This is a genomic window from Geodermatophilus sp. URMC 61 (genome assembly GCF_052931555.1).
The window spans coordinates 3,034,726-3,059,665 of sequence record NZ_JBRFHZ010000002.1; the positions used below are offsets into that span (position 1 = coordinate 3,034,726).

The 24,940-nt window shown below is 75.8% G+C and carries 24 protein-coding genes; 8 read left to right on the top strand and 16 right to left on the bottom strand.

Going from position 1 to position 24,940, the window contains the following annotated elements; all coding sequences use genetic code 11:
- Positions 1-115: 115 nt before the first annotated feature.
- Together ACU610_RS14095 and ACU610_RS14100 are read left to right on the top strand one after the other, a co-directional pair.
- Positions 116-802, top strand: coding sequence for a response regulator transcription factor (locus tag ACU610_RS14095; protein WP_446768337.1), 687 nt, complete (start codon positions 116-118; stop codon positions 800-802).
- The gene (locus tag ACU610_RS14100) at positions 799-2,049 is read left to right on the top strand and encodes a sensor histidine kinase (protein WP_446768338.1); all 1,251 of its coding nucleotides are present in this window, start codon (positions 799-801) and stop codon (positions 2,047-2,049) included. Before ACU610_RS14095 ends, ACU610_RS14100 begins: the two co-directional genes overlap by 4 nt.
- Here the strand turns inward: ACU610_RS14100 and ACU610_RS14105 are convergent.
- The 6 genes from ACU610_RS14105 to ACU610_RS14130 all read right to left on the bottom strand — a co-directional run bounded on the left by ACU610_RS14105 (position 2,046) and on the right by ACU610_RS14130 (position 9,640).
- Positions 2,046-3,128 carry an amidohydrolase family protein gene (locus tag ACU610_RS14105; RefSeq protein WP_446768339.1) on the bottom strand — a complete coding sequence of 361 codons (1,083 nt, stop codon included), beginning with the start codon at positions 3,126-3,128 and terminating at the stop codon, positions 2,046-2,048. The two genes, ACU610_RS14100 and ACU610_RS14105, sit on opposite strands and share 4 nt — an antisense overlap.
- Positions 3,125-4,711 (bottom strand): signal recognition particle protein, encoded by a 1,587-nt coding sequence (gene ffh / locus ACU610_RS14110; RefSeq protein ID WP_446768340.1) that lies wholly within the window; start codon positions 4,709-4,711, stop codon positions 3,125-3,127. Before ffh ends, ACU610_RS14105 begins: the two co-directional genes overlap by 4 nt.
- Positions 4,712-5,083: 372 nt before the next feature.
- Complete coding sequence (locus ACU610_RS14115; RefSeq protein ID WP_446768341.1) at positions 5,084-5,302, bottom strand: hypothetical protein; 219 nt, start codon at positions 5,300-5,302, stop codon at positions 5,084-5,086.
- Between the two features lie 88 nt (positions 5,303-5,390).
- Entirely contained in the window at positions 5,391-7,763 is a 2,373-nt protein-coding gene (locus tag ACU610_RS14120) for a [protein-PII] uridylyltransferase (RefSeq protein WP_446768342.1), read from the bottom strand.
- A gap of 144 nt (positions 7,764-7,907) precedes the next feature.
- Positions 7,908-8,246 carry a P-II family nitrogen regulator gene (locus ACU610_RS14125; RefSeq protein ID WP_097208882.1) on the bottom strand — a complete coding sequence of 113 codons (339 nt, stop codon included), beginning with the start codon at positions 8,244-8,246 and terminating at the stop codon, positions 7,908-7,910.
- Positions 8,243-9,640 (bottom strand): ammonium transporter, encoded by a 1,398-nt coding sequence (locus ACU610_RS14130; RefSeq protein ID WP_446768343.1) that lies wholly within the window; start codon positions 9,638-9,640, stop codon positions 8,243-8,245. The genes ACU610_RS14125 and ACU610_RS14130 overlap by 4 nt, the downstream gene beginning before the upstream one ends.
- 348 nt (positions 9,641-9,988) lie before the next feature.
- Here ACU610_RS14130 and ACU610_RS14135 point away from each other — a divergent pair, with 348 nt between their 5' ends.
- The 4 genes from ACU610_RS14135 to ACU610_RS14150 are packed head-to-tail and all read left to right on the top strand — an operon-like array spanning position 9,989 to position 12,564.
- Complete coding sequence (locus tag ACU610_RS14135; protein WP_446768344.1) at positions 9,989-10,690, top strand: energy-coupling factor ABC transporter permease; 702 nt, start codon at positions 9,989-9,991, stop codon at positions 10,688-10,690.
- On the top strand, positions 10,687-11,028 hold the full coding sequence (locus ACU610_RS14140) for a PDGLE domain-containing protein (protein ID WP_446768345.1): 342 nt from the start codon (positions 10,687-10,689) through the stop codon (positions 11,026-11,028). Before ACU610_RS14135 ends, ACU610_RS14140 begins: the two co-directional genes overlap by 4 nt.
- 1 nt (position 11,029) lies before the next feature.
- Positions 11,030-11,812: a cobalt ECF transporter T component CbiQ gene (gene cbiQ, locus ACU610_RS14145; RefSeq protein WP_446768346.1), complete on the top strand. Its 783-nt coding sequence runs from the start codon at positions 11,030-11,032 to the stop codon at positions 11,810-11,812.
- A complete protein-coding gene (locus ACU610_RS14150) occupies positions 11,809-12,564 on the top strand; it encodes an energy-coupling factor ABC transporter ATP-binding protein (RefSeq protein WP_446768347.1) in 756 nt (251 codons plus the stop codon). The genes cbiQ and ACU610_RS14150 overlap by 4 nt, the downstream gene beginning before the upstream one ends.
- Here ACU610_RS14150 and ACU610_RS14155 read toward each other — a convergent pair.
- Entirely contained in the window at positions 12,534-12,971 is a 438-nt protein-coding gene (locus tag ACU610_RS14155; protein WP_446768348.1) for a hypothetical protein, read from the bottom strand. The two genes, ACU610_RS14150 and ACU610_RS14155, sit on opposite strands and share 31 nt — an antisense overlap.
- Before the next feature lie 359 nt (positions 12,972-13,330).
- Positions 13,331-14,557, bottom strand: a complete 1,227-nt coding sequence (ftsY, locus tag ACU610_RS14160) for a signal recognition particle-docking protein FtsY (RefSeq protein ID WP_446768349.1) — start codon at positions 14,555-14,557, stop codon at positions 13,331-13,333.
- Between the two features lie 70 nt (positions 14,558-14,627).
- Between ftsY and ACU610_RS14165 the strand changes: the two genes are divergently transcribed.
- Both ACU610_RS14165 and ACU610_RS14170 read left to right on the top strand, forming a co-directional pair.
- Positions 14,628-16,307: an alkaline phosphatase D family protein gene (locus ACU610_RS14165; RefSeq protein WP_446768350.1), complete on the top strand. Its 1,680-nt coding sequence runs from the start codon at positions 14,628-14,630 to the stop codon at positions 16,305-16,307.
- Positions 16,308-16,312: 5 nt separating this feature from the next.
- Positions 16,313-17,131, top strand: coding sequence for an endonuclease/exonuclease/phosphatase family protein (locus tag ACU610_RS14170; protein WP_446768351.1), 819 nt, complete (start codon positions 16,313-16,315; stop codon positions 17,129-17,131).
- Positions 17,132-17,208: 77 nt separating this feature from the next.
- Here the strand turns inward: ACU610_RS14170 and smc are convergent, their stop codons facing one another.
- The 8 genes from smc to ACU610_RS14210 all read right to left on the bottom strand — a co-directional run bounded on the left by smc (position 17,209) and on the right by ACU610_RS14210 (position 24,899).
- Positions 17,209-20,775: a chromosome segregation protein SMC gene (gene smc / locus ACU610_RS14175; RefSeq protein ID WP_446768352.1), complete on the bottom strand. Its 3,567-nt coding sequence runs from the start codon at positions 20,773-20,775 to the stop codon at positions 17,209-17,211.
- Positions 20,776-20,912: 137 nt separating this feature from the next.
- A complete protein-coding gene (locus ACU610_RS14180; protein ID WP_446768353.1) occupies positions 20,913-21,104 on the bottom strand; it encodes a hypothetical protein in 192 nt (63 codons plus the stop codon).
- Positions 21,105-21,253: 149 nt separating this feature from the next.
- A complete protein-coding gene (locus ACU610_RS14185; protein ID WP_446768354.1) occupies positions 21,254-21,526 on the bottom strand; it encodes an acylphosphatase in 273 nt (90 codons plus the stop codon).
- Positions 21,523-22,398 (bottom strand): bifunctional DNA-formamidopyrimidine glycosylase/DNA-(apurinic or apyrimidinic site) lyase, encoded by an 876-nt coding sequence (gene mutM / locus ACU610_RS14190; RefSeq protein WP_446768355.1) that lies wholly within the window; start codon positions 22,396-22,398, stop codon positions 21,523-21,525. Before mutM ends, ACU610_RS14185 begins: the two co-directional genes overlap by 4 nt.
- Positions 22,399-22,401: 3 nt before the next feature.
- A complete protein-coding gene (gene rnc / locus ACU610_RS14195; protein WP_446768356.1) occupies positions 22,402-23,226 on the bottom strand; it encodes a ribonuclease III in 825 nt (274 codons plus the stop codon).
- A gap of 17 nt (positions 23,227-23,243) precedes the next feature.
- Positions 23,244-23,423 carry a 50S ribosomal protein L32 gene (rpmF, locus tag ACU610_RS14200; protein ID WP_012950020.1) on the bottom strand — a complete coding sequence of 60 codons (180 nt, stop codon included), beginning with the start codon at positions 23,421-23,423 and terminating at the stop codon, positions 23,244-23,246.
- Position 23,424: 1 nt separating this feature from the next.
- Complete coding sequence (locus tag ACU610_RS14205; RefSeq protein WP_446768357.1) at positions 23,425-23,973, bottom strand: YceD family protein; 549 nt, start codon at positions 23,971-23,973, stop codon at positions 23,425-23,427.
- A 269-nt stretch (positions 23,974-24,242) separates the two neighbouring features.
- Positions 24,243-24,899, bottom strand: a complete 657-nt coding sequence (locus ACU610_RS14210) for a hypothetical protein (RefSeq protein WP_446768358.1) — start codon at positions 24,897-24,899, stop codon at positions 24,243-24,245.
- Positions 24,900-24,940 lie beyond the last annotated feature (41 nt).

The following is a 24,940-nucleotide window of genomic DNA, read 5'->3' on the forward strand; positions in this document are numbered from 1 at the left end:
ACGTTCTCGCCGGGTCGGTCAAGGCCACGCTAAGAGACTGACAACGCTGCCCTGCCTGCTCATCCCCCCGACTTGGGGAGGCCGTCGAGGGAGGCCGCCACGTCACCATCTCGGTGTGGCCCAGCTCCTGGTCGTGGAGGACGACGAGCGCATCCGCACCGCCGTCATCCGCGCCCTGCGCGAACGGGGGCACGCGGTGAGCTCTGCGGGCACCGCGCTGTCGGGCCTGCAGGCGGCCGTGGCGGAGCGACCGGACCTCGTCGTCCTCGACCTGGGGCTGCCCGACCTCGACGGCAGGGAGCTGCTGCGGATGCTGCGGGCGGTGTCCGCCGTCCCGGTCATCGTGGCGACCGCACGGGACGACGACGGCAGCGCCGTCCAGGCCCTGGACGCCGGCGCCGACGACTACGTGGTGAAGCCCTTCTCCGCGGGGCAGCTCGAGGCCCGCGTCCGCGCCGTGCTGCGGCGGGTCGCGGGGACCGACGCCAGCCCGGCCCCGGTCACCGTCGGGGAGCTCACCGTCGATCCGCGCAGCCGCCGGGTGACCCACGCCGGCCGGCCGGTCGAGCTCTCCCCGAAGGAGTTCGACCTGCTGGCCCATCTCGCCGCCCGCGTCGGCACCGTCGTCTCCAAGCGGGAGCTGCTCACCCAGGTGTGGCACCTGCCCTACGGCGGGTCGGACAAGACCGTGGACGTCCACCTCTCCTGGCTGCGCCGCAAGCTCGGGGAGTCCGCCGCCGAGCCGCGGCTGCTGCAGACCGTCCGCGGGGTCGGCGTGCGCCTGGCCGAGCCCGACCCGTGAGGCGCCGGGTCAGCCTGCTGGTGGCCGCCACGACGTCGGTGGTGCTGCTGGCCTTCCTGCTCCCGGCGTCCGCCCTGGTCGCGCGCGTCGCCGAGGCCCGGGCACTGGACGCCGCCCGGGTCCAGCTGCAGCTGCTGGTGCCGGCCGTGGGCCTCGACAGCCGGGCGGAGGTCGCGGCGGGCCCGGTCGCCCTCTCCGACGGGGGGCGCCTGGCGGTGCGGTGGAGCGACGGGACCTGGCTGGGCGCGGAGGGCGTGCTCGGGGACGACCCGGCCCCGGCCGGCGCCGAGGTCCGCGAGACCGACGACGGCACCCACCTCCTGCAGCCGGTGCGCCGCGAGGGCGGGACGGCGGTGCTCGAGGTGTTCGTCCCGGAGGCCGAGCTGCGCGCCGGTGTCGCCGAGACCCGCCTCGTGCTCGGCGGTCTCGGGCTGGTGCTGCTGCTCCTGGCCCTCGGCGTCGCCGACCGGGTGGCCCGTTCCCTCACCCGGCCCGTGACCGACCTGGCGCGCACGGCGCACCGGCTGGGCAGCGGCGACCTCAGCGCTCGCGTGGTCCCGGACGGCCCGGACGAGGTACGCGAGGTCGGCACCGCGCTCAACCGGCTGGCCACGCGGATCGGTGAACTGCTCGCCGACGAGCGGGAGGCCGCGGCCGACCTCGCCCACCGGCTGCGCACCCCGCTGACCGCGCTGCGCCTGGACGTCGAGGCGTTGCCACCCGGCCACCGCGAGCGCCTGCAGGAGGACGTCGACGCGCTGAGCCGCGGCGTCGACGAGGTCGTCGCCGAGGCCCGCCGCCCGGTGCGCGAGGGGCTGGGCGCGGGGTCCGACGCCGCGGCCGTGGTCGCCGAGCGGGTGCGGTTCTGGTCGGTGCTGGCCGAGGAGGAGCACCGCCCGCTCACCGTCGACGTCCCCACCGGGGCGGTGCCGGTGCGGGTGGCGGAGGCCGACCTCGGCGCGGCGGTCGACGCGCTGCTGGGCAACGTCTTCGCGCACACCCCCGAGGGCACCGGGTGCGCCGTGTCCGTCGGGCCGCGCCAGGGTGGCGGCGCGCTCGTCGTGGTGCGGGACGCCGGCCCGGGGCTGCCGGTGGCGGGGGTGGTGCGTGGGCGCAGCGGCGGGGGCTCGACCGGCCTCGGGCTGGACATCGCGCGGCGCACCGCCGAGGGCGCCGGCGGGGGGCTGCGGATCGACTCCTCCCCCGCCGGCACCGCGGTGGCCCTCGAGCTGGGACCCCCGGGCTAGACGACGCGGCCGCGGAGGACGATGCGCTGCGGGCGGGCCAGGGTGTCGAGGTCGGCGCGGGGGTCGGCGTCGTAGACGACCAGGTCGGCCTGGGCACCCTCCTCGATGCACGGCAGCCCGAGCCACGAGCGCGCCGACCACGAGGCTGCGGCCAGCGCCGCCTCGGCCGGGATGCCCGCCGCGTGCAGGGCGCGCACCTCGTCGGCGATCCGGCCGTGGTCGATGCCGCCCCCGGCGTCGGTGCCGGCGAACACCGGCACCCCCGCCTCGAACGCCGCCCGGACGACGGCGCCCGACGACGCGTACAGCCGCCGCATCGTGCTCGCGTACGAGGGGAACCTGCGCTCCCCCTGCGCGGCGAAGTCCGGGAAGTTCTCGACGTTGACCAGCGTCGGGACGACGGCGGTGCCCCGGCCGGCCATCTGCGCGACGAGCTCCTCGGTCAGGCCGGTGCCGTGCTCGATGCAGTCGATGCCCGCGCCGATGAGGTCGGGCAGCGCGTCGGTGCCGAAGGTGTGCGCGGTGACCCGGGCGCCCTCCTCGTGCGCGGCGGCCATCGCGGCCGCCAGGACGTCGGCCGGCCACTCCGGCGCGAGGTCGCCTACGCCGCGGTCGATCCAGTCCCCCACCAGCTTCACCCAGCCGTCGCCGCGGCGGGCCTGCGCGCGGACCTCCTCGACCAGCGCGTCCGGCTCGATCTCGGTGGCCAGGCCGGGGATGTAGCGGCGGGTGCGGGCGATGTGCCGGCCGGCGCGGACGATCGTCGGCAGGTCCGGCTCGTCGTCCAGGGCCCGGGTGTCGGCCGGGGAGCCGCAGTCCCGCAGCGCCAGGACGCCCGCGGCGCGCTCGGTCAGGGCCTGCTCGCGCAGGCCGGCGAGGTCCTCGACGGGTACGCCGCCGCGGCCGATCCCGACGTGGCAGTGCGCGTCGACCAGGCCCGGCACCAGCCAGCCACCGCGGCTGACCGTCTCGGCGCCGGGCACCGGCTCGAACGTGATCCGGCCGTCGCGGACCCACAGGTCGCGGTGCTCCCCCTCGGGCAGCACGACACCGGAGAGGTGCACCGCCGACGCGCTCACCGGGAGGGCCGCTCGTCCCCGGACTGGTTGAAGTCCAGCTTGGTCAGGTCGGGCAGCCCCTGCCCCGGCGGCAGCCCGGGCAGACCACCCGGCATCCCACCGCCCGGGAACCCGCCACCGAAGGGGTTGCCCGCCCCCGGCGGCAGGGCCGGGGCGCCGACGGGCCGGCGGGCGGGGCCGCCCTTGCCCTTCCCCTTGCCCTTCTTGCCCTTCTTCGACTGGGCCTGCATCTGCCGCCCACGGGCCTTCTTCGACATCGGGCCCATGCCGGGCAGTCCCATGCTGCCGGCCATCTGGCCCATCATCTTCTGGGCCTGCGCGAAGCGCTCCAGCAGCTGGTTGACCTCGGTGACGGTGACGCCGGAGCCGTTGGCGATGCGCACCCGCCGCGACGAGTTGATGATCTTGGAGTTGACCCGCTCCTCCGGCGTCATCGAGCGGATGATCGCCGCGGTGCGGTCGAGGTCGCGGTCGTCGACCTGCTTGAGCTGCTCCTTCATCTGCCCGGCGCCGGGCAGCATGCCGAGCAGGTTGGCGATCGGGCCCATCTTGCGGATGGCCATCATCTGCTCGAGGAAGTCCTCGAGGGTGAAGCCCTCGCGGCTGACGAGCTTGCCGGCCATCTTCTCGGCCTGCTCGGCGTCGAACGCCTGCTCGGCCTGCTCGATGAGCGTGAGCACGTCGCCCATCCCGAGGATGCGCGAGGCCATCCGCTCTGGGTGGAAGACGTCGAAGTCGGTGAGCTTCTCGCCGGTGGAGGCGAACATGATCGGCTGACCGGTCACGTACCGGACCGAGAGCGCCGCACCACCGCGCGCGTCACCGTCGAGCTTGGTGAGGACGACGCCGGTGAAGCCCACGCCGTCGCGGAAGGCCTCCGCGGTGGTGACGGCGTCCTGACCGATCATCGCGTCGACGACGAACAGCGTCTCGTCCGGCCGGACGGCGTCGCGGATGCCGGCGGCCTGCGCCATCAGCTCGGCGTCGATGCCCAGCCGGCCGGCGGTGTCGACCACGACGACGTCGTGCATGGTGCGCCGCGCGTGGTCGATGGAGTCGGCGGCGACGCGGATCGGGTCGCCGATGCCGTTGCCCGGCTCGGGCGCGAAGACGTCCACCCCGGCCTGGCCGGCGACGATGGAGAGCTGGTTGACCGCGTTGGGCCGCTGCAGGTCGGCGGCCACCAGCAGCGGCGTGTGGCCCTGGGCCTTCAGCCAGCGGCCGAGCTTGCCGGCCAGCGTCGTCTTACCGGAGCCCTGCAGACCGGCGAGCATGACGACCGTCGGCGACTGCTTGGCGTAGCGCAGCCGCCGGGTCTCCCCGCCGAGGATCTCGATGAGCTCCTCGTTGACGATCTTGATGACCTGCTGGGCGGGGTTGAGCGCCTGGGACACCTCGGCCCCGCGCGCCCGCTCCTTGACGGCGTTGATGAAGGCCCGCACCACCGGCAGGGCGACGTCGGCCTCCAGCAGCGCGATGCGGATCTCGCGCGCGGTCGCGTCGATGTCGGCGTCGGTGAGCCGGCCCTTGCCGCGCAGGCCGCTGAAGACCTTGTCCAGGCGGTCGGAGAGGGTCTCGAACACAGCACGTCCTCGCAGAGCTCGCGGGCGCGGCCGGCCGGTCGCTCCGACCGGCTCTTCGGCCTCCGGCGTCCGGGGGACCCCGGGGCCGTCGCGCCACCTCCCGACCAGCCTAACGAGCGCAGGGCCGGAGACGTCGGGATCGACCGGCCGGACCGGCGCGCGGGACGGGGACGCACGGGAACGGCCGCCCTCCAGGGTCCCGGCGGCCCCGTCCCGGTGGCCCCGTCCAGAGGCTCGCCGGGGCCCCGCCCCGGGCCTGCGGGGGGGGTGGCGCAAGGACCCCCTCACCCCTACCGCTCGCAAGCTCGCGGCGGGACCCTGCGAGGGGCCGGGGCCCCCTCCCGGTGCGGAGGACGGGTCCTCCCACCTTTCTCAGGCGGCGCGGCGGGCGGACGCGGCCACGGCGGCCACCGGCGCGGCCGAGAACACCGCCGTCCCGCAGTCGGCGCAGGCCCACTCGGGACACTCGTCGCCGTCCTCGGTGTGCCCGTCGACGCACGGCGGCTGGACGAACTCCCGGTCCCCGTCGCAGGAGGGGCAGGGCCAGACCCTGCCCTCGGCTGCGGCGGCCTCGAAGGACGTGCCGGTCATGCGGGGTGCCTCCCTGCGGTCGTCGTCGGGACCGTTCCGTCCCGCTCCCCCTCGACGGTGGCACGGGGGTACGACAGGACCGCGGACGTCAGCCCGGTGTGTCCCCCCGACCGGCCACCGGGTCGGGCACCGCACCGCGGACGGCGGCGGCCAGCGCGGCCTCCACGCGGGCCCGCTGGTCGGTGCCGATCGGCTCCCCCGAGGGGTTGGTGACGTAGAAGTGGTCGGCGGCGTCGGCGCCGAGGGTCTCGATCCGCGCCGAGGTCACGTCGAGGCCCTCGGTCGCCAGCGCCGCGGTCAGCCGGTAGAGCAGCCCCGCCCGGTCCCCCGCGCGCACCTCGACGATGCCGGTGGCGTCGCCGGTCACCTCGCCGTTGTGCCAGGAGACCCGCGGCGGCGTCGCCCGGGCGGCGTCCTGCCGGTAGTCGGCCTCCCGCTGCCGCAGCCGGTCGGCCAGCGGCAGCGTCCCCTCGAGGGCCGCGCGCACCGCGTCGGCCAGGATCGAGGCCACCGGCGCCCGCCCGAACCGCGGCCGGACGGCGAAGACGGCGGTGGCGCAGTCCCCGACGACGTTGACCTTGGCGGCCCGGACGTCGAGCTGGTTGAGGGCCAGCACCCCCGCGAGCTTGCTGAACAGGCCGTGCCGGTCGGGCGCGACGATCGTCACCTGCTGGCCGTCGGCGACGTCCTCCACCCCGACCGAGATGCCGGTGTCGGCGTCGGCCGGGGCACCGGTGCTCACCTGCGGCTCCCCGGGGTGCAGCACCGGTTCGGGCTCGGGCGCGGGGGTGCCGAGCCGGGCCTGCACGCGGGCGACGAGCGCGGCGACCAGGTGCGCCTTCCAGGGCGACCAGGCCGAGGAGCTGGTGGCGGCGCCGTCGGCCTGCGCCAGGGCGTGCAGCAGCTGCAGCAGCGCGGGGTCGTGACCGATGGTCGCGGCCACCCGGTCGATCGTGGCGGGGTCGTCGATGTCGCGCCGGGTCGCGGTGTCGGGCAGCAGCAGGTGGTGGCGCACCATCGCGGCCAGCGTGGCGACGTCGGCCTCGACGAAGCCCATGCGCGTGGCGATCCGGGCCGCGATCGGCTCGCCGACCTCACTGTGGTCGCCGGGCCAGCCCTTGCCCACGTCGTGCAGCAGCGCCCCGACCAGGAGCAGGTCGGGCCGGTCGACGTCGTGGGTGAGCTCCGCGGCGGCCGCGGCGGCCTCGACCAGGTGCCGGTCGACGGTGAACCGGTGCCAGGGGTGGCGCTGCGGCAGCGAGCGGATCCGGTCCCACTCGGGCAGCAGCCGGGACAGCAGCCCCTCCTGGTCCAGCTGCTCCAGGACCGCCACCGCGGACCGACCGCTGGCCAGCAGCCGCAGGAAGGACCATCGCACCTCCGCCGGCCACGGCTCGGGCACCGGCGGGGAGTGCACCGCGAGCACCTTGAGCGTGTACGGGGAGAGCAGCAGGTCCTCGCGCGCGGCGGCGGCCGCGCCGCGCAGCACGAGGCCGGGGTCGGCGGCGGGGCGGGCGTCGCGGGCGAGCACCACCTCGTCGCCCTGGCGGACGACGCCCTCGGCCAGCGGCTCGCGGCGGACCCGGTGGTACCGGCCGCGGGGACGGCGGACCAGCATGGCCTCCACCCGCCGCCACGTCTCGTCGGCGACGAAGGCCAGCCGGCGCCCGGCCAGGCTCACCTCGCGCAGCAGCGCGTCCTCGTCGGGCAGGCCGAGCGCCACGGCGACCGGGCGCTGCTCCTGCCGGACCAGCACGTCGGCCGGCCGACCGGACCGCCGGCGCAGCTCGTCGCGGACGTCGAGCAGGAACGCGTAGGCCTCCTCGGCCTCGGCGGTGGGCTCGTCGGCCAGCTGGGCGGCGGCCACCGCGCGCAGCACCTGCCCCTCCCGCAGACCGCCGTAGGCCTCCTTGAGGTCGGGCTCGAGGAGGAAGGCCAGCTCCCCGACCTGCCGGGCACGGCCGCGGCGCAGGTCGCGCAGCTGGGGCAGCAGCCGGGACGCCGACTGCCGCCAGCTGGCGAGGGTGGCGGCGCGCAGGGTCGCCGCGAGTCCGGCGTCCCCGGCGACGAGGCGGGCGTCGAGCAGCCCGAGGCCGGCCTTGACGTCGGTGGAGGCCACGCCGACGGCCTCGGCGACGGTCCGCACCGAGTGGTCCAGGCGCAGTCCGGTGTCCCAGACGGGGTACCAGATCGCGTCGGCGAGGGCGGCGATCTCCGGGCGCCCCTCGTGGACGAGGACCAGGTCGAGGTCGCCGTGCGGCGGGGGCTCCCGGCGGCCCAGGCTGCCGACCGCGACCAGGGCGACACCGTCGGTCCCGGTACGCGGCGGCGGACCACCTCGACGCGAGCGGGGCGGCGGGGTGCCCGCGACCGCCTCGTCCAGCAGGCCGGCGAGCCAGGTGTCGAGCACCTCGGTGCGTTCGGCACGCGGCAGTGCGGGCAGTGACCCGGTGTCCAGCACGTTCCCCCCTCGCTCCTCTGAGACGTCCCCCGGGACGGCGTCGGCCGGGGCGGCAGGTGCTCTCCCCACCACCCCGGCCGTTGAAGGACCCCCTGCCCCCCACGGCTCGCGAGCTCGCCGCGGGCCCCTGCAGGGGGCCGGGTCTCACAGGGCGTCGGCGCCGCGCTCACCGGTGCGGACGCGCACGATCTCGTCGATCGTGGTGACCCACACCTTGCCGTCGCCGATCTGGCCGGTGGAGGCCGCCTCGACGATCGCGTCGACGACGCGGGCGGCGTCGATCTCACCGACGACGACCTCGATGCGGACCTTCGGCACGAAGTCCACCTGGTACTCCGCCCCGCGGTAGACCTCGGTGTGGCCCCGCTGGCGGCCGAAGCCCTGGACCTCGCTGACGGTGAGCCCGGCGATGCCGATCAGCTCGAGGGCGTTCTTGACGTCGTCGAGCTTGAACGGCTTGACGATGGCGGTGACGAGCTTCACGCCCGGCTCCTCTCGGTGGGAACGGTGGTGCCCCGGGCCCTGTCGGTACCCGCCGGGTCGTGCGGCATGGCGGGCGCCTGGGCGCCGACCGTCACAGGAGCGCTGCGTCCGCCGCCGAGGGAGTCGAGGTCGTAACCGGTCTCAGCGTGCACGACGGAGTCGATACCGGTCACCTCGTCCTCCTCGGCCACCCGGAAGCCCATGGTCTTGGCGATGACGACGCCGATCACCAGGGTGAGGACGAAGGAGTAGACCAGGACGACGCCGGCGCCCAGCGCCTGACGCCACAGCTGGTCGAGCCCGCCGCCGTAGAAGAGACCGTCCACGCCGGCCGTGGTGGACGCCGAGGCGAACAGCCCGACGGCCAGGGTGCCCCACAGGCCGCCGACGAGGTGGACGCCGACGACGTCGAGCGAGTCGTCGTAGCCCAGGCGGTACTTCAGGCCCACCGCCAGGGCGCAGAGGACACCGGCGACCAGACCGACGAGGATCGCCCCGACCGGCGTCACCGACGAGCAGGCCGGGGTGATGGCGACCAGGCCGGCGACGACGCCGGAGGCGGCGCCCAGCGAGGTGGCGTGGCCGTCGCGCAGCTTCTCGGTCAGCAGCCAGCCCAGGGCCGCGGCGCCGGTGGCGACCAGCGTGGTCACGAAGACCTCGGCGGCCTGCCCGTTGGCGGCCAGCGCGGAGCCGGCGTTGAAGCCGAACCAGCCGAACCACAGGATGCCGGCGCCGATCATCACCAGCGGCAGGTTGTGCGGCCGCATCGGGTCGCGCCCGAAACCGCGTCGCCTGCCCAGCACCAGGGCCAGCGCGAGGCCCGCCGCACCGGCGTTGATGTGCACCGCGGTACCGCCGGCGAAGTCGATGGCCAGCAGGTCGTTGGCGATCCAGCCACCGGTCTCGGACTCCGCGCCGTCGAAGGCGAACACCCAGTGCGCGACCGGGAAGTAGACCAGCGTCGCCCAGACGCCGGCGAAGACCATCCACGGGCCGAAGCGGGCCCGGTCGGCGATGGCGCCGGAGATGAGCGCCACGGTGAGGATCGCGAACATCGCCTGGAAGGCGACGAAGGCCATCGACGGCACCGTGAAGACCAGGCTCTGGGGCTGGAAGCCGCCGTCCAGACCGCTGGTGCCCAGCAGCGAGGAGAGCCCGAAGAACTCCAGCGGGTCGCCCAGCAGGCCGCCGCCGAGGTCGTTGCCGAAGGCCATCGAGTAGCCGTAGAGCACCCACAGCACGCTGATCAGGGCGAGCGCGCCGAAGCTCATCATCATCATGTTGAGGACGCTCTTCGCGCGGACCATGCCGCCGTAGAAGAGCGCCAGGCCGGGGGTCATGAACAGCACCAGGGCGGCACTGGCCAGGACCCATGCGGTGTCGCCGGTGTCCACGGCAACCTCCTGACGGATCGGTGTGGCCGGCGCCGGACGCGGGCCACGGGGTGGGGCCGGGACGTCGGGGGACGCCGGGCCGAGGGCGGGCTGGCCGTCGCCCCTCCGCGGGACGGGCGACGTCGGCGTTCACCGTGCCGTCGACACGTTTCCGCGACCGGCACGCCGCTGTTTCCGGGCGGTGAACTCCCGGCCGCGTGTCCGGCCGCCGTGTTCCGTCCGTGTTGCGGGGTCGCTCCCCGCTGCCGTTGCGGCTTGTTGCAAGGCGTGTGCAAGTGCGAGTCGCCTGCAATAAGGTCGTGTCAGTCGTCCGTCGTCCCGGGCTGGGCGAGCTCCCGAGGAGGCAGCGTGCACGTACCGGACGGGTTCCTCGACGCCCCCACGTCCGCCGCCACGGCCGCCGTCGCCGCCGGCGGCGTCGCGGTCGCCCTCCGCGGCGCCCGGCGCGAGCTCGACGAGCGCACCGCTCCCCTGGCCGGCCTCACCGCCGCCTTCGTCTTCGCCGTGCAGATGGTCAACTTCCCCGTCGGCGCCGGCACCAGCGGCCACCTGATGGGTGGGCTGCTCGCCGCCGTCCTGGTCGGCCCCTGGACGGCGGTGCTGTGCATGACCGTCGTCCTCATCGTCCAGGCGCTGTTGTTCGCCGACGGGGGCCTGACCGCTCTCGGCACCAACATCACCCTGCTGGGCCTGGTCACCGTCGCCGTGGGTTGGACGGTCTTCCGCGTGCTGGCGCGGGTCCTGCCGACGACGCGCACCGGTGTGCTGGTCGCGACCGGCGTGGGCGCCTTCGTCTCGGTGCCGGTGGCGGCGCTGGTCTTCGTCGGTCTGTTCGCGGTCGGCGGGGTCGCCGACGTGCCCGTGGGCACGGTGGCCGCGGCCATGGGCGGCGTGCACGTGCTGATCGGCCTCGGCGAGGCGGCGATCACGGTGGCGGTCGTCGGCGCGGTCCTCGCCGTCCGGCCCGACCTGGTGTACGGCGCCCGCGCGCTGCGCCGCGCCACCCTGCTGGCCGAGCGGCCCGCGTCGGCCCCGGCAGGTGCCCGGTGAGCGGCGGCACCGTGCGCACCCCGCGCCGGGGCCGCACGCTCTGGATCGTCGGCCTGGTCGCCGCCCTCGTCGTCGCGGGCGTCGTCAGCTACTACGCCAGCGCCTCCCCCGACGGGCTGGAGTGGGCCGCGGAGCGGTCCGGCTTCCTGCACACCGCCGAGGACAGCGCGGCCGCGACCTCGCCACTGGCCGACTACGGCGTCTCCGGCGTTGACTCCGAGCGCCTCTCCGGCGGGCTGGCCGGCGTCATCGGCGTGCTGGTGACGCTGGTGCTCGCCGGGGGCCTCACCCTCCTGCTGCGCCGCCGCGGCCGCTCCCCCGCGACCGCGGAGGACTGACGTGACCGCAGTGCACGGCGGCGTCCTGGGCTCGGTCTACCTCGCCGGGTCCAGCCCGGTGCACCGCCTCGAGCCGCACCTCAAGCTCGTCGCCGTCCTCGGCTTCGCGCTCGTCGTCGTCGCCACCCCGGTGCACGCGCCCTGGGCCTGGGCGGCCTACGGCGGGTACCTGGTGCTGGCGCTCCTCGCCGCCGCCGTGGCGGGCGTGCGGCCGGCCCGGCTCGCCCGCGGGCTGGCGATCGAGGCGCCGTTCGTGCTGTTCGCCCTGCTGCTGCCGTTCGTCGCCCAGGGGCCGCGCGTGGAGGTCGCCGGCCTCGCGCTCTCCGGGAGCGGCCTGGTCGCCGCGGGCGGGCTGCTGGCCAAGGCGACGCTGTCGGTGCTCGCCGCCGTCGTCCTCTCGGCGACCACCGAGCCGCGGGCGCTGCTGACCGGGCTCGAGCGGCTGCGGCTGCCCGCGCTGCTCGTGCAGATCCTGATGTTCATGATCCGGTACGCCGACGTGGTCGGGGGCGAGCTGCACCGGATGCGGGTGGCCCGGGAGTCCCGCGGCTTCATGGGCCGCAACCTGTCGGCGCTGCGGGTGCTCGGCCCGGCGGCGGGCTCGCTGTTCGTCCGCTCCTACGAGCGCGGCGAGCGGGTGCACCTCGCGATGCTGTCGCGGGGCTACACCGGCCGGATGCCCGGTGCGCCGGTCACCGCGGTGCCCGCCCGGGCGTGGCTGACCGCGCTCGCCCTCCCGCTGGGTGCCGCCGCCGTCCTGGCCACGGGCCTGCTCCTCGGGTGAGCGCCACGCAGGAGGCGCCGTCCCTGCTCGTCGAGGACCTCGCCTTCGCCTACCCCGACGGGCACCAGGCGCTGTACGGCGTCGACCTGCGCATCGAGCGCGGCGAGCGGGTGGCGCTGCTCGGTCCCAACGGCGCCGGCAAGACCACGCTGGTGCTGCACCTCAACGGCATCCTGACCGGCGGCCGCGGCCGCGTGCACGTGGCCGGGCTGCCGGTCGAGCGGCGCACCCTGCAGGAGGTCCGGCGGCGGGTCGGCATCGTGTTCCAGGACCCCGACGACCAGCTGTTCATGCCCACCGTGGGGGAGGACGTCGCGTTCGGCCCGCGGAACCTCGGTCTGCCCGAGCCCGAGGTGCAGGCCCGGGTGGCCGCCGCGCTCGTGCAGGTCGGCATGACCGGTGCCGCCGACCGGCCGCCGCACCACCTCTCCTTCGGCCAGCGGCGGCGGGTCGCCGTCGCCACGGTGCTGTCGATGCACCCGGAGGTCCTGGTGCTCGACGAGCCGTCGTCCAACCTCGACCCCGCCGGACGGCGGGAGCTGGCCGAGGTGCTCGAGTCGCTGCCGGTGACGGTGCTGATGGTCACCCACGACCTGCCCTACGCCCTGCAGCTGTGCCCGCGCTCGGTCGTCCTGGACGGCGGGGTCGTGGTCGCCGACGGGGCGACCCGGGAGCTGCTCGCCGACCCCGACCTGCTGGCCCGCCACCGGCTGGAGCTGCCCTACGGGTTCGACCCCCGCACCGTGCCCTGAGCCGCCTGGCCGCCGGACGGGGGCAGCGGGTCGGCGGGCAGCAGGGCGGCACCGGCCGCGTGGCCGGCGAGGAGCTTGACGTAGAAGACCGGCGCGAACCACGGTGCGCTGGTCGAGGGGCCGAGCGCGCGGTCGAGGAGCACCCCGCCGACCGTGGTCGCCAGTCCGACGGCACGCCGGGCCCGGCGGTCGCTGCACGCCGTGACGACCGCCGTCGCGGCCAGCAGGTAGCCGTACAGGGCGAGACCCCACCGCAGTCGGTGGCGCTGCGCCCCGCCGTCCAGCCAGGCGAGGAGGACGGGGTGCAGGTGCCCGGCCGAGAACACGAGGTGCTGGGCGGCGCCCTGTCCGTCGCGGTGGTACCAGCGCGCCGCCGCGGGGGTGTTGTTGCACCAGGCCCACCCCACAGGTCGAGCGCGAGCAGCCGCAGCACCCTCGCCCGGCCGCGCCCGCGAGCGGCGGGCGGAGCCAGCGCCGGGGCGAGGACCGCGCCGGTCAGGCCGAGTCCGAGGCTGCCGGCGTTCTCGGCGGTCCCCGCACCGGGGCCCGCGATGCGGTCCCACACCCCGAGCATCCCCTCACGCACCTGCCCGTGCCCTCCCTTCAGGCTCCCGCCGACCCGTTCCGGGTGGCCCCGTCCCGAAGCTCGCCGCGGCCCCGTCCCGGGCACCGCACCGAGCCCGATCGGCCCCGTCGCGGGCCCCGGCCTGAGCTTGCCCAGGGCGGGGAGGACGAGGGTCCTCCTCGGGGAGGAGGGGTCCCTCCTTCAGTCCGCCCCGCCGACGAGTGCCTCGGCGAACGCCTCGGGCTCGAAGGGCGCCAGGTCGTCGGCGCCCTCCCCCAGCCCGACGAGCTTGACCGGGATGCCGAGCTCGCGCTGGACCGAGACGACGATGCCGCCCTTGGCGGTGCCGTCGAGCTTGGTGAGGACGACGCCGGTCACGGTCACCGCCTCGGTGAACACGCGGGCCTGGACGACGCCGTTCTGACCGGTCGTGGCGTCGAGCACGAGCAGCACCTCGGTCACCGGCGCGACCTTCTCGACGACCCGCTTGATCTTGCCGAGCTCGTCCATCAGGCCGCCCTTGGTGTGCAGCCGGCCCGCGGTGTCGACCACGACGGTGTCCACCTCGCCCTCGACGCCGGTGCGCGCCGCCTCGAAGGCGACCGACGCCGGGTCGGCCCCCTCGCGGCCGCGCACGGTGAGAACGCCGACCCACTCGCCCCAGGTCTCCAGCTGGTCGGCGGCGGCGGCGCGGAACGTGTCGGCCGCCCCCAGGACGACGCTCTTGCCGTCGCCGACGAGGACGCGGGCGATCTTGCCGACCGTCGTCGTCTTGCCCGCGCCGTTGACGCCGACGACCAGGACGATGCCCGGCAGGCCGTCGTGCCGGTCGACCCCGAGACTGCGGTCGAGGTCGGGGCCGAGCACGGTCGTCAGCTCCCGGACGAGCAGCTGGCGCAGCTCCTGGCCCGACGCGGTGGCCAGCACCATCGACTGGGTGCGCAGCCGGTCGACGATCTGCTGGGTGGCGGCGACGCCGACGTCGGCGGCCAGCAGGGTCTCCTCGACCTCCTCCCAGTCGTCCTCGGTCAGCCGCTCGCGGGCGAGGACGGAGAGCAGGCCGCGGCCCAGTGAGGACTGCGAGCGGGCCAGCCGGGAGCGCAGCCGGGTCATCCGGCCGGCCGACGGCGGCGGGGTCTCGAAGACCAGGCCCGGCTCGGCGGTGGCCGGGGGCAGCTCCACCTCTGGGGGTGCCTCGGGCGAGACCGCGTCCGGCTCGGCCGTCGTCCCCATCCCGCTGGCCGTCGCCCCCGAGGGCCGCGGCGGCGCCTCGGTCGTCGGTGTGGGCGGGCGCGGCCGGGTCAGCGTGGTGCCGGCCGCGGCGTCGTCGTCCAGCCGGGTGGTCCGCCGGCCGCGACCGACGAGCAGGCTGACCCCGAGGACCAGCCCGACGAGCAGGATCGCGATCGCGATCAGCACGAACTCCATGGCCTCCAGTCTCCCAGCCCCGCGTACCGGGTCGGTGCGGAACCCGCGGCGCTGGGCCACCCTGGACGGCATGCCGCTGCCCGGCCGGGCGAACCCGGTCCTCCTCCTCGGTCCCCTGTTGCGGCACGTCGACCCGGTGTCGGCCACGGTGTGGGTGGAGACCGACCGGCCCTGCGAGGTGGCGGTGCTCGGCCGCCGCGCCCGCACCTTCCGCGTGGACGGTCACCACTACGCCCTCGTCATCGTCGAGGGGCTCGAGCCGGGCAGTGTCACGCCCTACGAGGTGCACCTGGACGGCGAGCTGGTGTGGCCGCAGGCCTCCTCCACGTTCCCGCCCAGCCGGATCCGGACGCCGGGCCGGCCCGGACCCTTCCGCATCGCGTTCGGCTCCTGCCGCTACGCCACCCCGAGCACCGTCGACGCCGCCGAGGGCATCCCGCCCGACGCGTTGGACAGCTACGCCGCGCGGCTGGCCGGACAGCCCGAGGACACCTGGCCCGACGCGCTGGTGCTGCTCGGCGACCAGGTCTACGCCGACGAGCTGACGCCCGCGACCCGTCAGTGGCTGTCGCTGCGCCGGCAGCAGGCGGCCCCCCGGGACGCCCAGGTCGACGACTTCGAGGAGTACACCCGGCTCTACGCCGAGTCCTGGAGCGATCCCCAGGTGCGCTGGCTGCTGTCGACCATCCCGTCCTCGATGATCTTCGACGACCACGAGATGATCGACGACTGGAACACCTCCGCCGCCTGGCGCCGGAAGGTGACCGGGCAGGGCTGGTGGACCCGCCGGATCTGCGGCGGCCTGGTCAGCTACTGGGTCTACCAGCACCTGGGCAACCTCAGCCCGCAGGAGCTGGCCGAGAACGCCACCTGGCAGGCGGTGCAGCAGCACCGGGACGACGCCGAGCCGGTGCTGCAGGCCATGGCCGAGACCGCAGACCGGGATCCGCGCTCGGTCCGCTGGAGCTACGTGCGGCACTGGGGCGAGGCCCGGATGATCGTGATCGACAGCCGGGCCGGCCGGGTGCTGGACGAGTCCGCCCGCGGGATGCTCGACGAGGACGAGTTCGCCTGGGTCGAGGCGGCGATGCGCCGCGCCGTCGACGAGGGCGTCGAGCACCTGGTGCTGGGCACCTCGCTGCCGTGGCTGCTGCCGCACGCCATCCACGAGGTGGAGCGGTGGAACGAGACGCTCGCCACGCGGCACCTGGGCCGTCCGCTCGGCTGGCTGTCCGAGCAGCTGCGGCAGGCCGGCGACCTCGAGCACTGGTCGGCGTTCGGCGACTCCTTCGAGCGGCTGGGCCGGGCCCTGGTCGGGATCGCCCGCGGCGAGCACGGCCGGGCGCCGGCGACCGCGCTGGTGCTCTCCGGCGACGTCCACCACGCCTACGCCGCCGAGCTCGTGGCACCCGACGGTCTGACCACGCGGGTGCACCAGCTGACCGTGTCGCCGCTGCACAACCAGGCGCCGCACCCGATCCGGATGGGCTTCCGGATCGGCTGGAGCCGCTGGGCCCGCCGGCTGACCGCGGGGCTCTCCCGTCTGGCGCGGGTCCGTCCCTCGGAGCTGGACTGGGCCAAGCAGGCCGGCCCCTACTTCGGCAACCAGCTCGGCGAGCTGGTCCTGCACGACCGGGATGCCTCCTTCCGGCTCTTCGTCACCGACCGGGACGACGCGGGCCAGGACCGACTCCAGCTGGTCGCCGACCTGCCGCTGTCGGACACGGTTCCGGCCGAGGTGACAGGCTGACGAAGGTGAGCGACCCCCTCGGCGCACGGCCCGCTCCGGGCCCCGACCAGCCGCCGATCCCGGTCCGGTTGGTCACCTTCAACACCCACCACGGCGTCGGGGACGACGGTCGGCACGACCTGCCGAGGCTGGCCACGGTGCTCGCCGCGGCCGACGCCGACCTCATCTGCCTGCAGGAGGTGGACCGGCACTACGGCGACCGCAGCGAGGACGTCGACCAGGCGCTGCTGCTCTCGCGGGCGCTCCACATGCAGCTGGCGTGGGGCCCGTCGATCGACGAGCCGCGCCGGGAGGAGGGGCTGCGCCGCCAGTACGGCAACGCGCTGCTGTCCCGGCGGCCGATCCTCGCCAGCGACGTCCACTCGCTGCCCGGCGGTGGCGAGCCGCGCAGCGCGCTGCGGACGATGGTCGAGCTCGACGGCGCCACGCTGTGGGTGACGACCACCCACCTGTCCACCCACTCGCCGCAGGAGCGCGCCGAGCAGATCGCCGCGATCGCGCAGCTGCACAGCGAGCCGATGGAGACCGGCGTCCTGGTCGGGGACTTCAACGCCGATCCCAGGAAGGCCCCCGAGCTGGCCGAGCTGGCCGGGCGCTTCACCGACGCGTGGGACCTGGCGACCGACCGCGAGGACCGGGCCGGGTGGCGGTTCTGGCACGCGCGGCACGGCGAGACGCACCCGGCCCGGCGCCCGCGCCGGCGGATCGACCAGGTGTGGGTCTCCCCCGGCGTCGGTGTGACCCGCGCGCACGTGCTCGACGGCGCCGGCGCCTCCGACCACCTGCCCCTGGTCGTCGACCTCCAGGTCCGACGCGGGGGCTGAAACCCAGGCATAGGAGGCAATACCTACGTCCTCGGGGCCGAGGACGTAGGTATTGCCTCCTATGCCTACGCCGGTGCCTACGCCGGCTCGGCCTCGCGCAGGCGCTGGCTGATGACGCCGGTGATGCCGTCGCCGCGCATGCTCACGCCGTAGAGCGAGTCGGCGATCTCCATCGTCCGCTTCTGGTGCGTGATGACGATCAGCTGCGAGGTCGCGCGCAACTGCTCGACGAGAGTCAGCAGCCGGCCGAGGTTGACGTCATCGAGGGCGGCCTCCACCTCGTCGAGCACGTAGAACGGTGAGGGGCGGGCCCGGAAGATGGCCACGAGCAGCGCGACGGCGGTCAGGGAGCGCTCGCCGCCGGAGAGCAGCGAGAGCCGCTTGACCTTCTTGCCCGGCGGGCGGGCCTCGACCTCGACCCCGGTGGTCAGCATGTCCTCGGGATCGGTGAGGTGCAGCCGCCCGTGCCCGCCCGGGAAGAGGACCGCGAAGACCTGCTCGAACTCCCGCTGGACGTCGGCGAAGGCCGAGGCGAAGACGTCGTGGATGCGCCCGTCGACCTCGCGGACGACGGTGAGCAGGTCGCGGCGGGTGGCCTTGAGGTCCTCGAGTTGGGTGGCGAGGAAGCCGTGCCGCTCCTCGAGCGCCGCGAACTCCTCCAGCGCCAGCGGGTTGACCTTGCCCAGCGTGGCCAGGTCGCGCTCGGCCCTCGCGGCGCGGCGCTCCTGCGCGGCCCGGTCGTAGGGCACCGGGGCGGGTTCGGGCTCGCCGGCGTCCTGCGCGGCCGCGAGCTGCGCGGGAGTGGGCGGCACCGGGGCCGCCGGCCCGTACTCGGCCAGCAGGGTGGACAGGTCGACTCCGTACTCCTCGGCGGCCCGGTCCTCCAGTGCCTCGATGCGGTAGCGCTGCTCGGCGCGGGCCACCTCGTCGCGGTGCACCTCGTCGGTCAGCCGCTCCAGCTCCGCCGTGGCCGACCGGACGGCGGCGCGCACCTCGAGCAGCTCGGCCTCACGGGCGGTGCGCACGCGGGCGAGCTCGTCGCGCTCGGCGGCCGCCCGCTCCAGGGACGACGCCAGCGCGGTCAGCGCCGTCTCCGCGCCGGACCGCACGCGGGCGGCGACCTGCGCACCGCGCTCTCGGGCGATGCGGGCCGCGGCGGCGCGCTCGCGGGCGGCCCGCTCCTGGCGGGCCTGCCGGCGCAGTGACTCCGCGCGCCCGGACAGCGCCCGGGCCCGCTCCTCGGCGGTGCGCACCGCCAACCGCGCCTCGGTCTCGGCCTGGCGGGCGGCCGCAGCCTCCAGCCGAAGCCGGTCACGCTCGGCGGGGTCGGGCTCCTCCTCCACCGGCGCGGCCTCGGCGTGAGCCAGCCGCTCCGCCAGCCCGGCGAGCGCGGCCTGCGCCTGCTCGAGCGCCTGCTCGGCGCGCACCCGGGCGGCCGCCGAGCGCTCGGCCTCGGCGCTGGCCGACCGGGCGGCCGCGCCCAGCTCGGCCAGCTGCGCGGCGACGGCGGAGCGGCTGCGGTCGGCGGCCTGGCGGGCGGCGAGGGCCTCATCGACGTCGGCGGAGCGGGCGCGGGCGGTCTCCCGCGCGGCGGCCAGCCGGTCGGCGAGCTCGGCGGCGCGCGCGGACGCGGCGGCCAGCTCCCGCTCGGCGTCGTCCACCCGGGCGCGGACCTCCAGACCGGACGGCGCGTCGGCCTGGCCGCCGACCGACCAGTCGGAGCCGACCAGGTCGCCGTCCGCGGTCACGGCCCGGACCCGCGGGTGGCGGCTGACGAGGGTGACGGCGGCGTCGAGCGAGGGCACGACGGCGACCCGGTCCAGCGCGCGGTCCAGGGCCGGGTGCAGCTCCTCGGGGGCGTCGAGGAGGTCGCGGGCCCAGCGCACGCCCTCGGGCAGCTGCGGCCAGCCGTCGCGGGGCAGCGCGGGCAGGCCGCCGGTGACCACCAGCCCGGCCCGGCCGCCCTGGACGTCCTTGAGGTGGGCGAGCGCGGCGGCGGCACCGGCGACGGAGTCGACGACGAGCGCGTCGGCCATGCCGGCGAGGGCCGCGGACAGCGCGACCTCGGCGCCGGGCGCGACGGTGACGCGCTCGGTCACCGGGCCCAGCACGCCCGGCAGCCCGCCGGCGAGCACCGCGGCCGCGCCGTCGGCAGGAGCCAGCCCCTGGGCGAGGGTGTCGCGCCGGGCCTGCGCGGAGGCGCGGTCCCGCTCGGCGGCCCGCTCGGCGGCGACCAGCTCGGTCACCACCCTCGCGGCCTCGGCGTGCGCGGCGACGGCGTCCTGGTGCGCGGTGACGAGGGCGACGTCGCCGTCCTCCTGCTCGGCGACCGCCTCCCGGCGCTCGGCCAGCCGCTCGGCGGCGACCTCGGCGCGGTCGGCGGCCTCGCCGGCGGCCAGCGCCAGGCGCTCGATCTCCGACTCACCCGCGGCGACGCGGGAGCGGGCGGCGGCGACCTGGCCGGAGAGCCGGGCCAGGCCCTCCCGGCGGTCGGCCAGCGCGCGGGCGGCGGCGACCCAGGCCCGCTCGGCCTCGGCGAGCGCGGCCTCGACCTCGGTGCGGGCGGCGACGGCGGCAGCCAGGCGGCCGCGCTCGGACTCCAGCCCTGCGGCGAGCTTGGCCTCGGTGGCGGCGACCCGGTCGGCCTCGGCCTCGAGCTGGTCGGGGTCCCGGCCGGCGGCGGCCGCGGGTGGCGCGGCGGAGAGGTGGCGGTGCCGTTCGGCGGCCAGCTGCGCGATCCCGCGGAAGCGCTCGGTGAGGGCGGAGAGCCGGTACCAGGTGTCCTGGGCGGTGGCCAGCAGGGGGGCGTTCGCGGCGAGGTCGCTCTCCAGCGCCGACTCGCGTGCCGACGTCCGGGCCAGTTGGGCCTCGACCACGGTGCGCCGCGCCCGTGCGGCGGTCTCGTCGGCGACGTCCTTGTCCAGCGCGTCGCGCAGCTGCACCAGGTCGTCGGCGAGCAGCCGCAGCCGCGCGTCCCGGAGGTCGGCCTGCACCCCCGCCGCGCGGCGGGCGACCTCGGCCTGCCGGCCCAGCGGCTTGAGCTGGCGGCGCAGCTCGGCGGTGAGGTCGGCCAGCCGGTCGAGGTTGGCCTGCATCGCGTCGAGCTTGCGGAGCGCCTTCTCCTTGCGCTTGCGGTGCTTGAGGACGCCGGCGGCCTCCTCGATGAAGGCGCGGCGGTCCTCGGGGCGGCCGGAGAGGACGGCGTCGAGCTGGCCCTGGCCGACGATGACGTGCATCTCGCGGCCGATGCCCGAGTCGCTGAGCAGCTCCTGGACGTCGAGCAACCGGACCTTGTCCCCGTTGATCTCGTACTCGCTCTCACCGGAGCGGTACATCCGCCGGGTGATCGAGACCTCGGTGTAGTCGATCGGCAGGGCGCCGTCGGCGTTGTCGATGGTGAGGGTCACCTCGGCCCGGCCGAGGGCGGGGCGGCCGGCGGTGCCGGCGAAGATGACGTCCTCCATCTTGCCGCCGCGCAGGCTCTTGGCACCCTGCTCGCCCAGCACCCAGGCGATGGCGTCGACGACGTTGGACTTCCCGGAGCCGTTGGGTCCGACGACGGCGGTGATCCCCGGCTCGAGGCGCAGGGTCGTCGCGGACGCGAAGGACTTGAAGCCCTTCAGTGTCAGGCTCGACAGGTGCACGGGTTCGGGACTCTAGCCCGGCGGTGAGCCCGCCCCCGGACAGTCAGGGGCGGGCGAGGCGGGTGTGGTGCCGGAGCGGCCCTTCTGCAGGGTCCCGCCGAGAGCTCGCGAGTGGCGGGGGGCAGAGGGGTCCTCTTTCAGGCCAGCGCGGGCTGGGCGTTCTCGCCGGCCAGGCTGAGCAGCTCGTGGGCGATGGCGGCCTCGCGCTGTGCGCGCAGCTCCTGCAGTTCCTGCTCCAGTCGGCGCACCCGGGCTCGCAGGACGGCGTTCTCCTCGACTACTCGGAGCTCCGCGGGGGCGACAACGTGACCGAACAGGGCCTTGGCCATGGCAACAACGGCCTTTCGACTGCGTGAGGATATGACCTGCGCCCCTTACGACGGTCGGCGCGGTCCGTGTGTTCCCAGGGTGACAGGCTCGGACACGCAGGTCAACGGGCACACTCCAACGCCACCGTGTCGGGGAGGTGTCACGTTGGTCACGCCGTCGTGAAGCCCGTTCTCCCCTGGACCGGCTCGTCCCGGACGTCGACCCGCGACACCGCACCGGGCGCCCGCGGGCCCTGCAGGTCGGCCAGGACGGCGTCCACCGCGGCGTCCGGACCCTCGAGGACGACCTCGACCCGCCCGTCGGGCAGGTTGGTGGCCGAGCCGGCCAGGCCCGCCGCCTCGGCCCGCCCGCGGACGAACCAGCGGTAGCCGACGCCCTGCACCGAGCCCGAGACCAGGGCCACGACCCTGCGCCGCGTCACGGGCGTCGGGCTCTCGGGCGCGGCTGGCAGCGCGGGCAGCTGTAGCTCGAGCGGTTCATGAACGACTCGCGCACGATCGGCGTCCCGCAGCGCGGGCAGGGCCGGTCGGCCTGGCCGTAGACGGCGAGGTGCCGGGAGAAGTAGCCGCTCTGCCCGTTGACGTCGACGTAGAGGGAGTCGAAGGAGGTGCCGCCCTGCGCGAGGCTCTCGGTCAGCACGTCCCGCACCCCCTCCAGCAGGTCGGCGACCTGGGCCCGGGTCAGCCGGTCGGTCGGGCGGTTGCCGTGCAACCGGGCCCGCCACAGCGACTCGTCGGCGTAGATGTTGCCGACCCCGCCGATCAGCGTCTGGTCCAGCAGCGCCCGTTTGACCTCGGTGCGCCGGCGGCGCAGTGCCGCGCTGAACCCGTCGGCGTCGAAGCTCTCGTCGAGCGGGTCGATGGCGATGTGCGCGAGCCGGCTCGGGATCTGCTCCCCGTCGGCGTCCTCGACGGCGAGCCCACCGAAGGTGCGCTGGTCGACGAAGCGCAGCTCGCGGCCCCCGTCGGTGAAGGTGAAGCGGGCGCGCAGGTGCGTCTCGTCGGGCTGCGACGGCTTCTCGACCAGCAGCTGGCCGCTCATCCCGAGGTGCGCGACGAGCGCCTGACCGACGGGCGTGCCGTCGGCCTCGGCCAGCGGCAGCCACAGGTACTTGCCGCGGCGGTGCGCGGCGGTCAGCGTGCGTCCGGTCAGCGCGGCGACGAAGTGGTCGACGCCCTCGAGGTGGCGGCGGACGGCACGCGGGTGGCGCACCTCGACGGCGGCGACGGTGCGCCCGGCGACCCAGCGTTCCAGACCGCGCCGGACGACCTCGACCTCGGGCAACTCGGGCACGGGTCAGCTCGCCCCGGACTCGGCCGGGACGACCTCACCGGCCGCACCGCCGTCCGGGCCGGCGCCGTCGGACAGCGCGCGCCAGGCAGCCTCGGCGGCCTCCTGCTCGGCCGCCTTCTTGGTGCGCCCGGACCCGCGGCCGTGGACGGCGCCGGAGAGGACGACGGCGGCGGTGAAGGTCTTGGCGTGGTCGGGGCCGGTGTCCTCGACCACGTAGGTCGGCGCACCGAGCCCGAGCCGGGCGCCCAGCTCCTGGAGGCTGGTCTTCCAGTCCAGACCGGCGCCGCGGGTGGCGGCCAGGTCGAGCAGCGGGTCGAACAGCTGGTGCACGATCTCCGCAGCGGTGTCCAGGCCCAGCCCGACGTGCACGGCACCGATGAGCGCCTCCACCGCGTCGGCGAGGATCGAGTCCTTCTCCCGGCCGCCGGTGGTCTCCTCGCCGCGGCCCAGCAGCAGGTGCGGGCCCAGACCGCCGTCCCCGAGCCGGCGGGCGACGCCGGCCAGCGAGGTCATGTTGACCACCGAGGCGCGCAGCTTGGCCAGCCGGCCCTCGGGCAGCTCGGGGTGGCGCCGGTAGAGCTCGTCGGTGACGACCAGGCCGAGCACCGAGTCGCCGAGGAACTCCAGCCGCTCGTTGGTCGGCAGCCCGCCGTGCTCGTAGGCGTAGGAGCGGTGGGTCAGCGCCAACGCCAGCAGGCCGCCGGGCAGCTCGACACCGAGGGCGTCGAGGAGCCAGGCGGCCGCGCGGTCGGCGTGCACCGCATCCGCCGGGGAGCGACCGGCGGCCCCGCCCCGAGCGGGCTGGGTACCGGTGGCCGTCGTCCCCACGGCTGGTCCTGCCGGGGTCAGACCGAGAGGACCTGACGGCCCGCGTACTGCCCGCAGTTCGGGCAGGCCTGGTGCGGCGGCTTGGGCTGGCCGCAGGCCCGGTTCGGGCACGGCGTCAGGGTCGGCGCGGAGGCCTTCCACTGCGAGCGCCGGGCACGGGTGTTGGCGCGGGACATCTTCCGCTTCGGGACGGCCACGTCAGTTCTCCTCTGGGTTGTCCGCACCGGGAGTGCCCGGTGCGGCGGCGAAACGGCCGGCGAGCCCGGCCCAGCGCGGGTCGAGTCGCTCGTGCGTGTGGTCGGCGGGCAGGTCGTCGAGCCGCTGCCCGCAGTCGACGCACAGGCCGGCGCAGTCCTCGGTGCAGGTCGGCGCCAGCGGCAGGCTCAGGACGACGAGGTCGCGGACCATCGGCTCGAGGTCGATGTGCTCGGCCTCGACGCGGCGGACCTCGTCCTCCTCGCTGGTGGCCTCGGTGGTGCTGCCCTCGTAGGCGAACAGCTCCTGGACGTCGAGCTCGAGGGTGTCCTCGAGCGGCTCCAGGCAGCGCGCGCACGAGCCGGTGACGGGGACGTCGATCTCCCCGGAGACCAGCACCCCCTCCATGACCGACTCCAGCCGCAGCCGCAGCCGGACCTCGGCACCCTCGGGGACGCCGATGAGCTCGACCCGCCAGCCGGCGGGCGCGGGGAGCGTGCGCTCGATCTCCTGCATCGAGCCGGCGCGGCGGCCGAGCTCCCGCAGGTCCACGAACCAGGGGTTGCCAGCGGGACGCCGGGCGTCCGGGGACGCGGCGCCTGGGCGGGGCGGCGGTGCGGCAGGCATGTCGGTACTCGCGGTAGGGATCGGGGGAGGTGGCCGGCCGGGGTGCAGGGACCTCCGGCGGTCCGGACCAGGGACCCAGCCTACCCGATGGGGAGCGACGCCGTTCCGGAGCGGAGGTGGCCTTGTCCCGGGTCCCGCTGCCCCGCCCCGGGTCCCGCCCTCGGCCTGCGAGGGGTGGGGAGGACGGGGTCCCCTCACTCGCGGAGGTTGGCCCGCGCCTTCTCGACCGAGCGCAGCATCCGCTCGAGCGTGCCGCCGAAGTCGGCCAGCCGGGTGTCGACGTACTCGTCGACCTCGGTCCGCATCCGGGCGACGTCCGCCGCGGTCTGCGCGCCCAGCTCGTCGGCGCGGGCGACCGCACCCCGGTAGACCTCGGTCTCGCTGATCAGCCGTTCGTGCTCGGCCTGCGCGTCGGCGATCAGCGCCTCGCGGTGCCGGCGGGCCTCCTCGACGATCTGCTCGGCCTCCTCCTCGGCCTGGGCGAGCAGGGCCTCGGCCTCGGCCTGCGCGCGGGCGAGGAGGTCGTCGCGCTGCCGGCGGGCCGTGCCGAGGATCTCCTCGCGCTGCCGCCGGGCCGCTGCGACGACCTGCTCGGACTCGCTGCGGGTGCGACCGGTCAGCCGCTCGGCCTCGGCCTGCGCCTGCTGGAGGATCTCGGTGCGCTGCTCGACGATCGCGCCGGCCTTGTGCACCTCGGCGGGCAGGTTCTCCCGGAGGTCGTCGAGCAGGTCGAGCACGACGTCGCGGGGCACCATGCACGAGCCGCCGGACATCGGCACGCTGCGGGCGTTCTCGATGACGCTGCTCAGCTCGTCGACGGTCTCGTAGAGCCGATAGACGACCTCGGTCACGTCCCCTCCTCGCCGTCGCTCGTCGGAGCCGCGACCGGCGG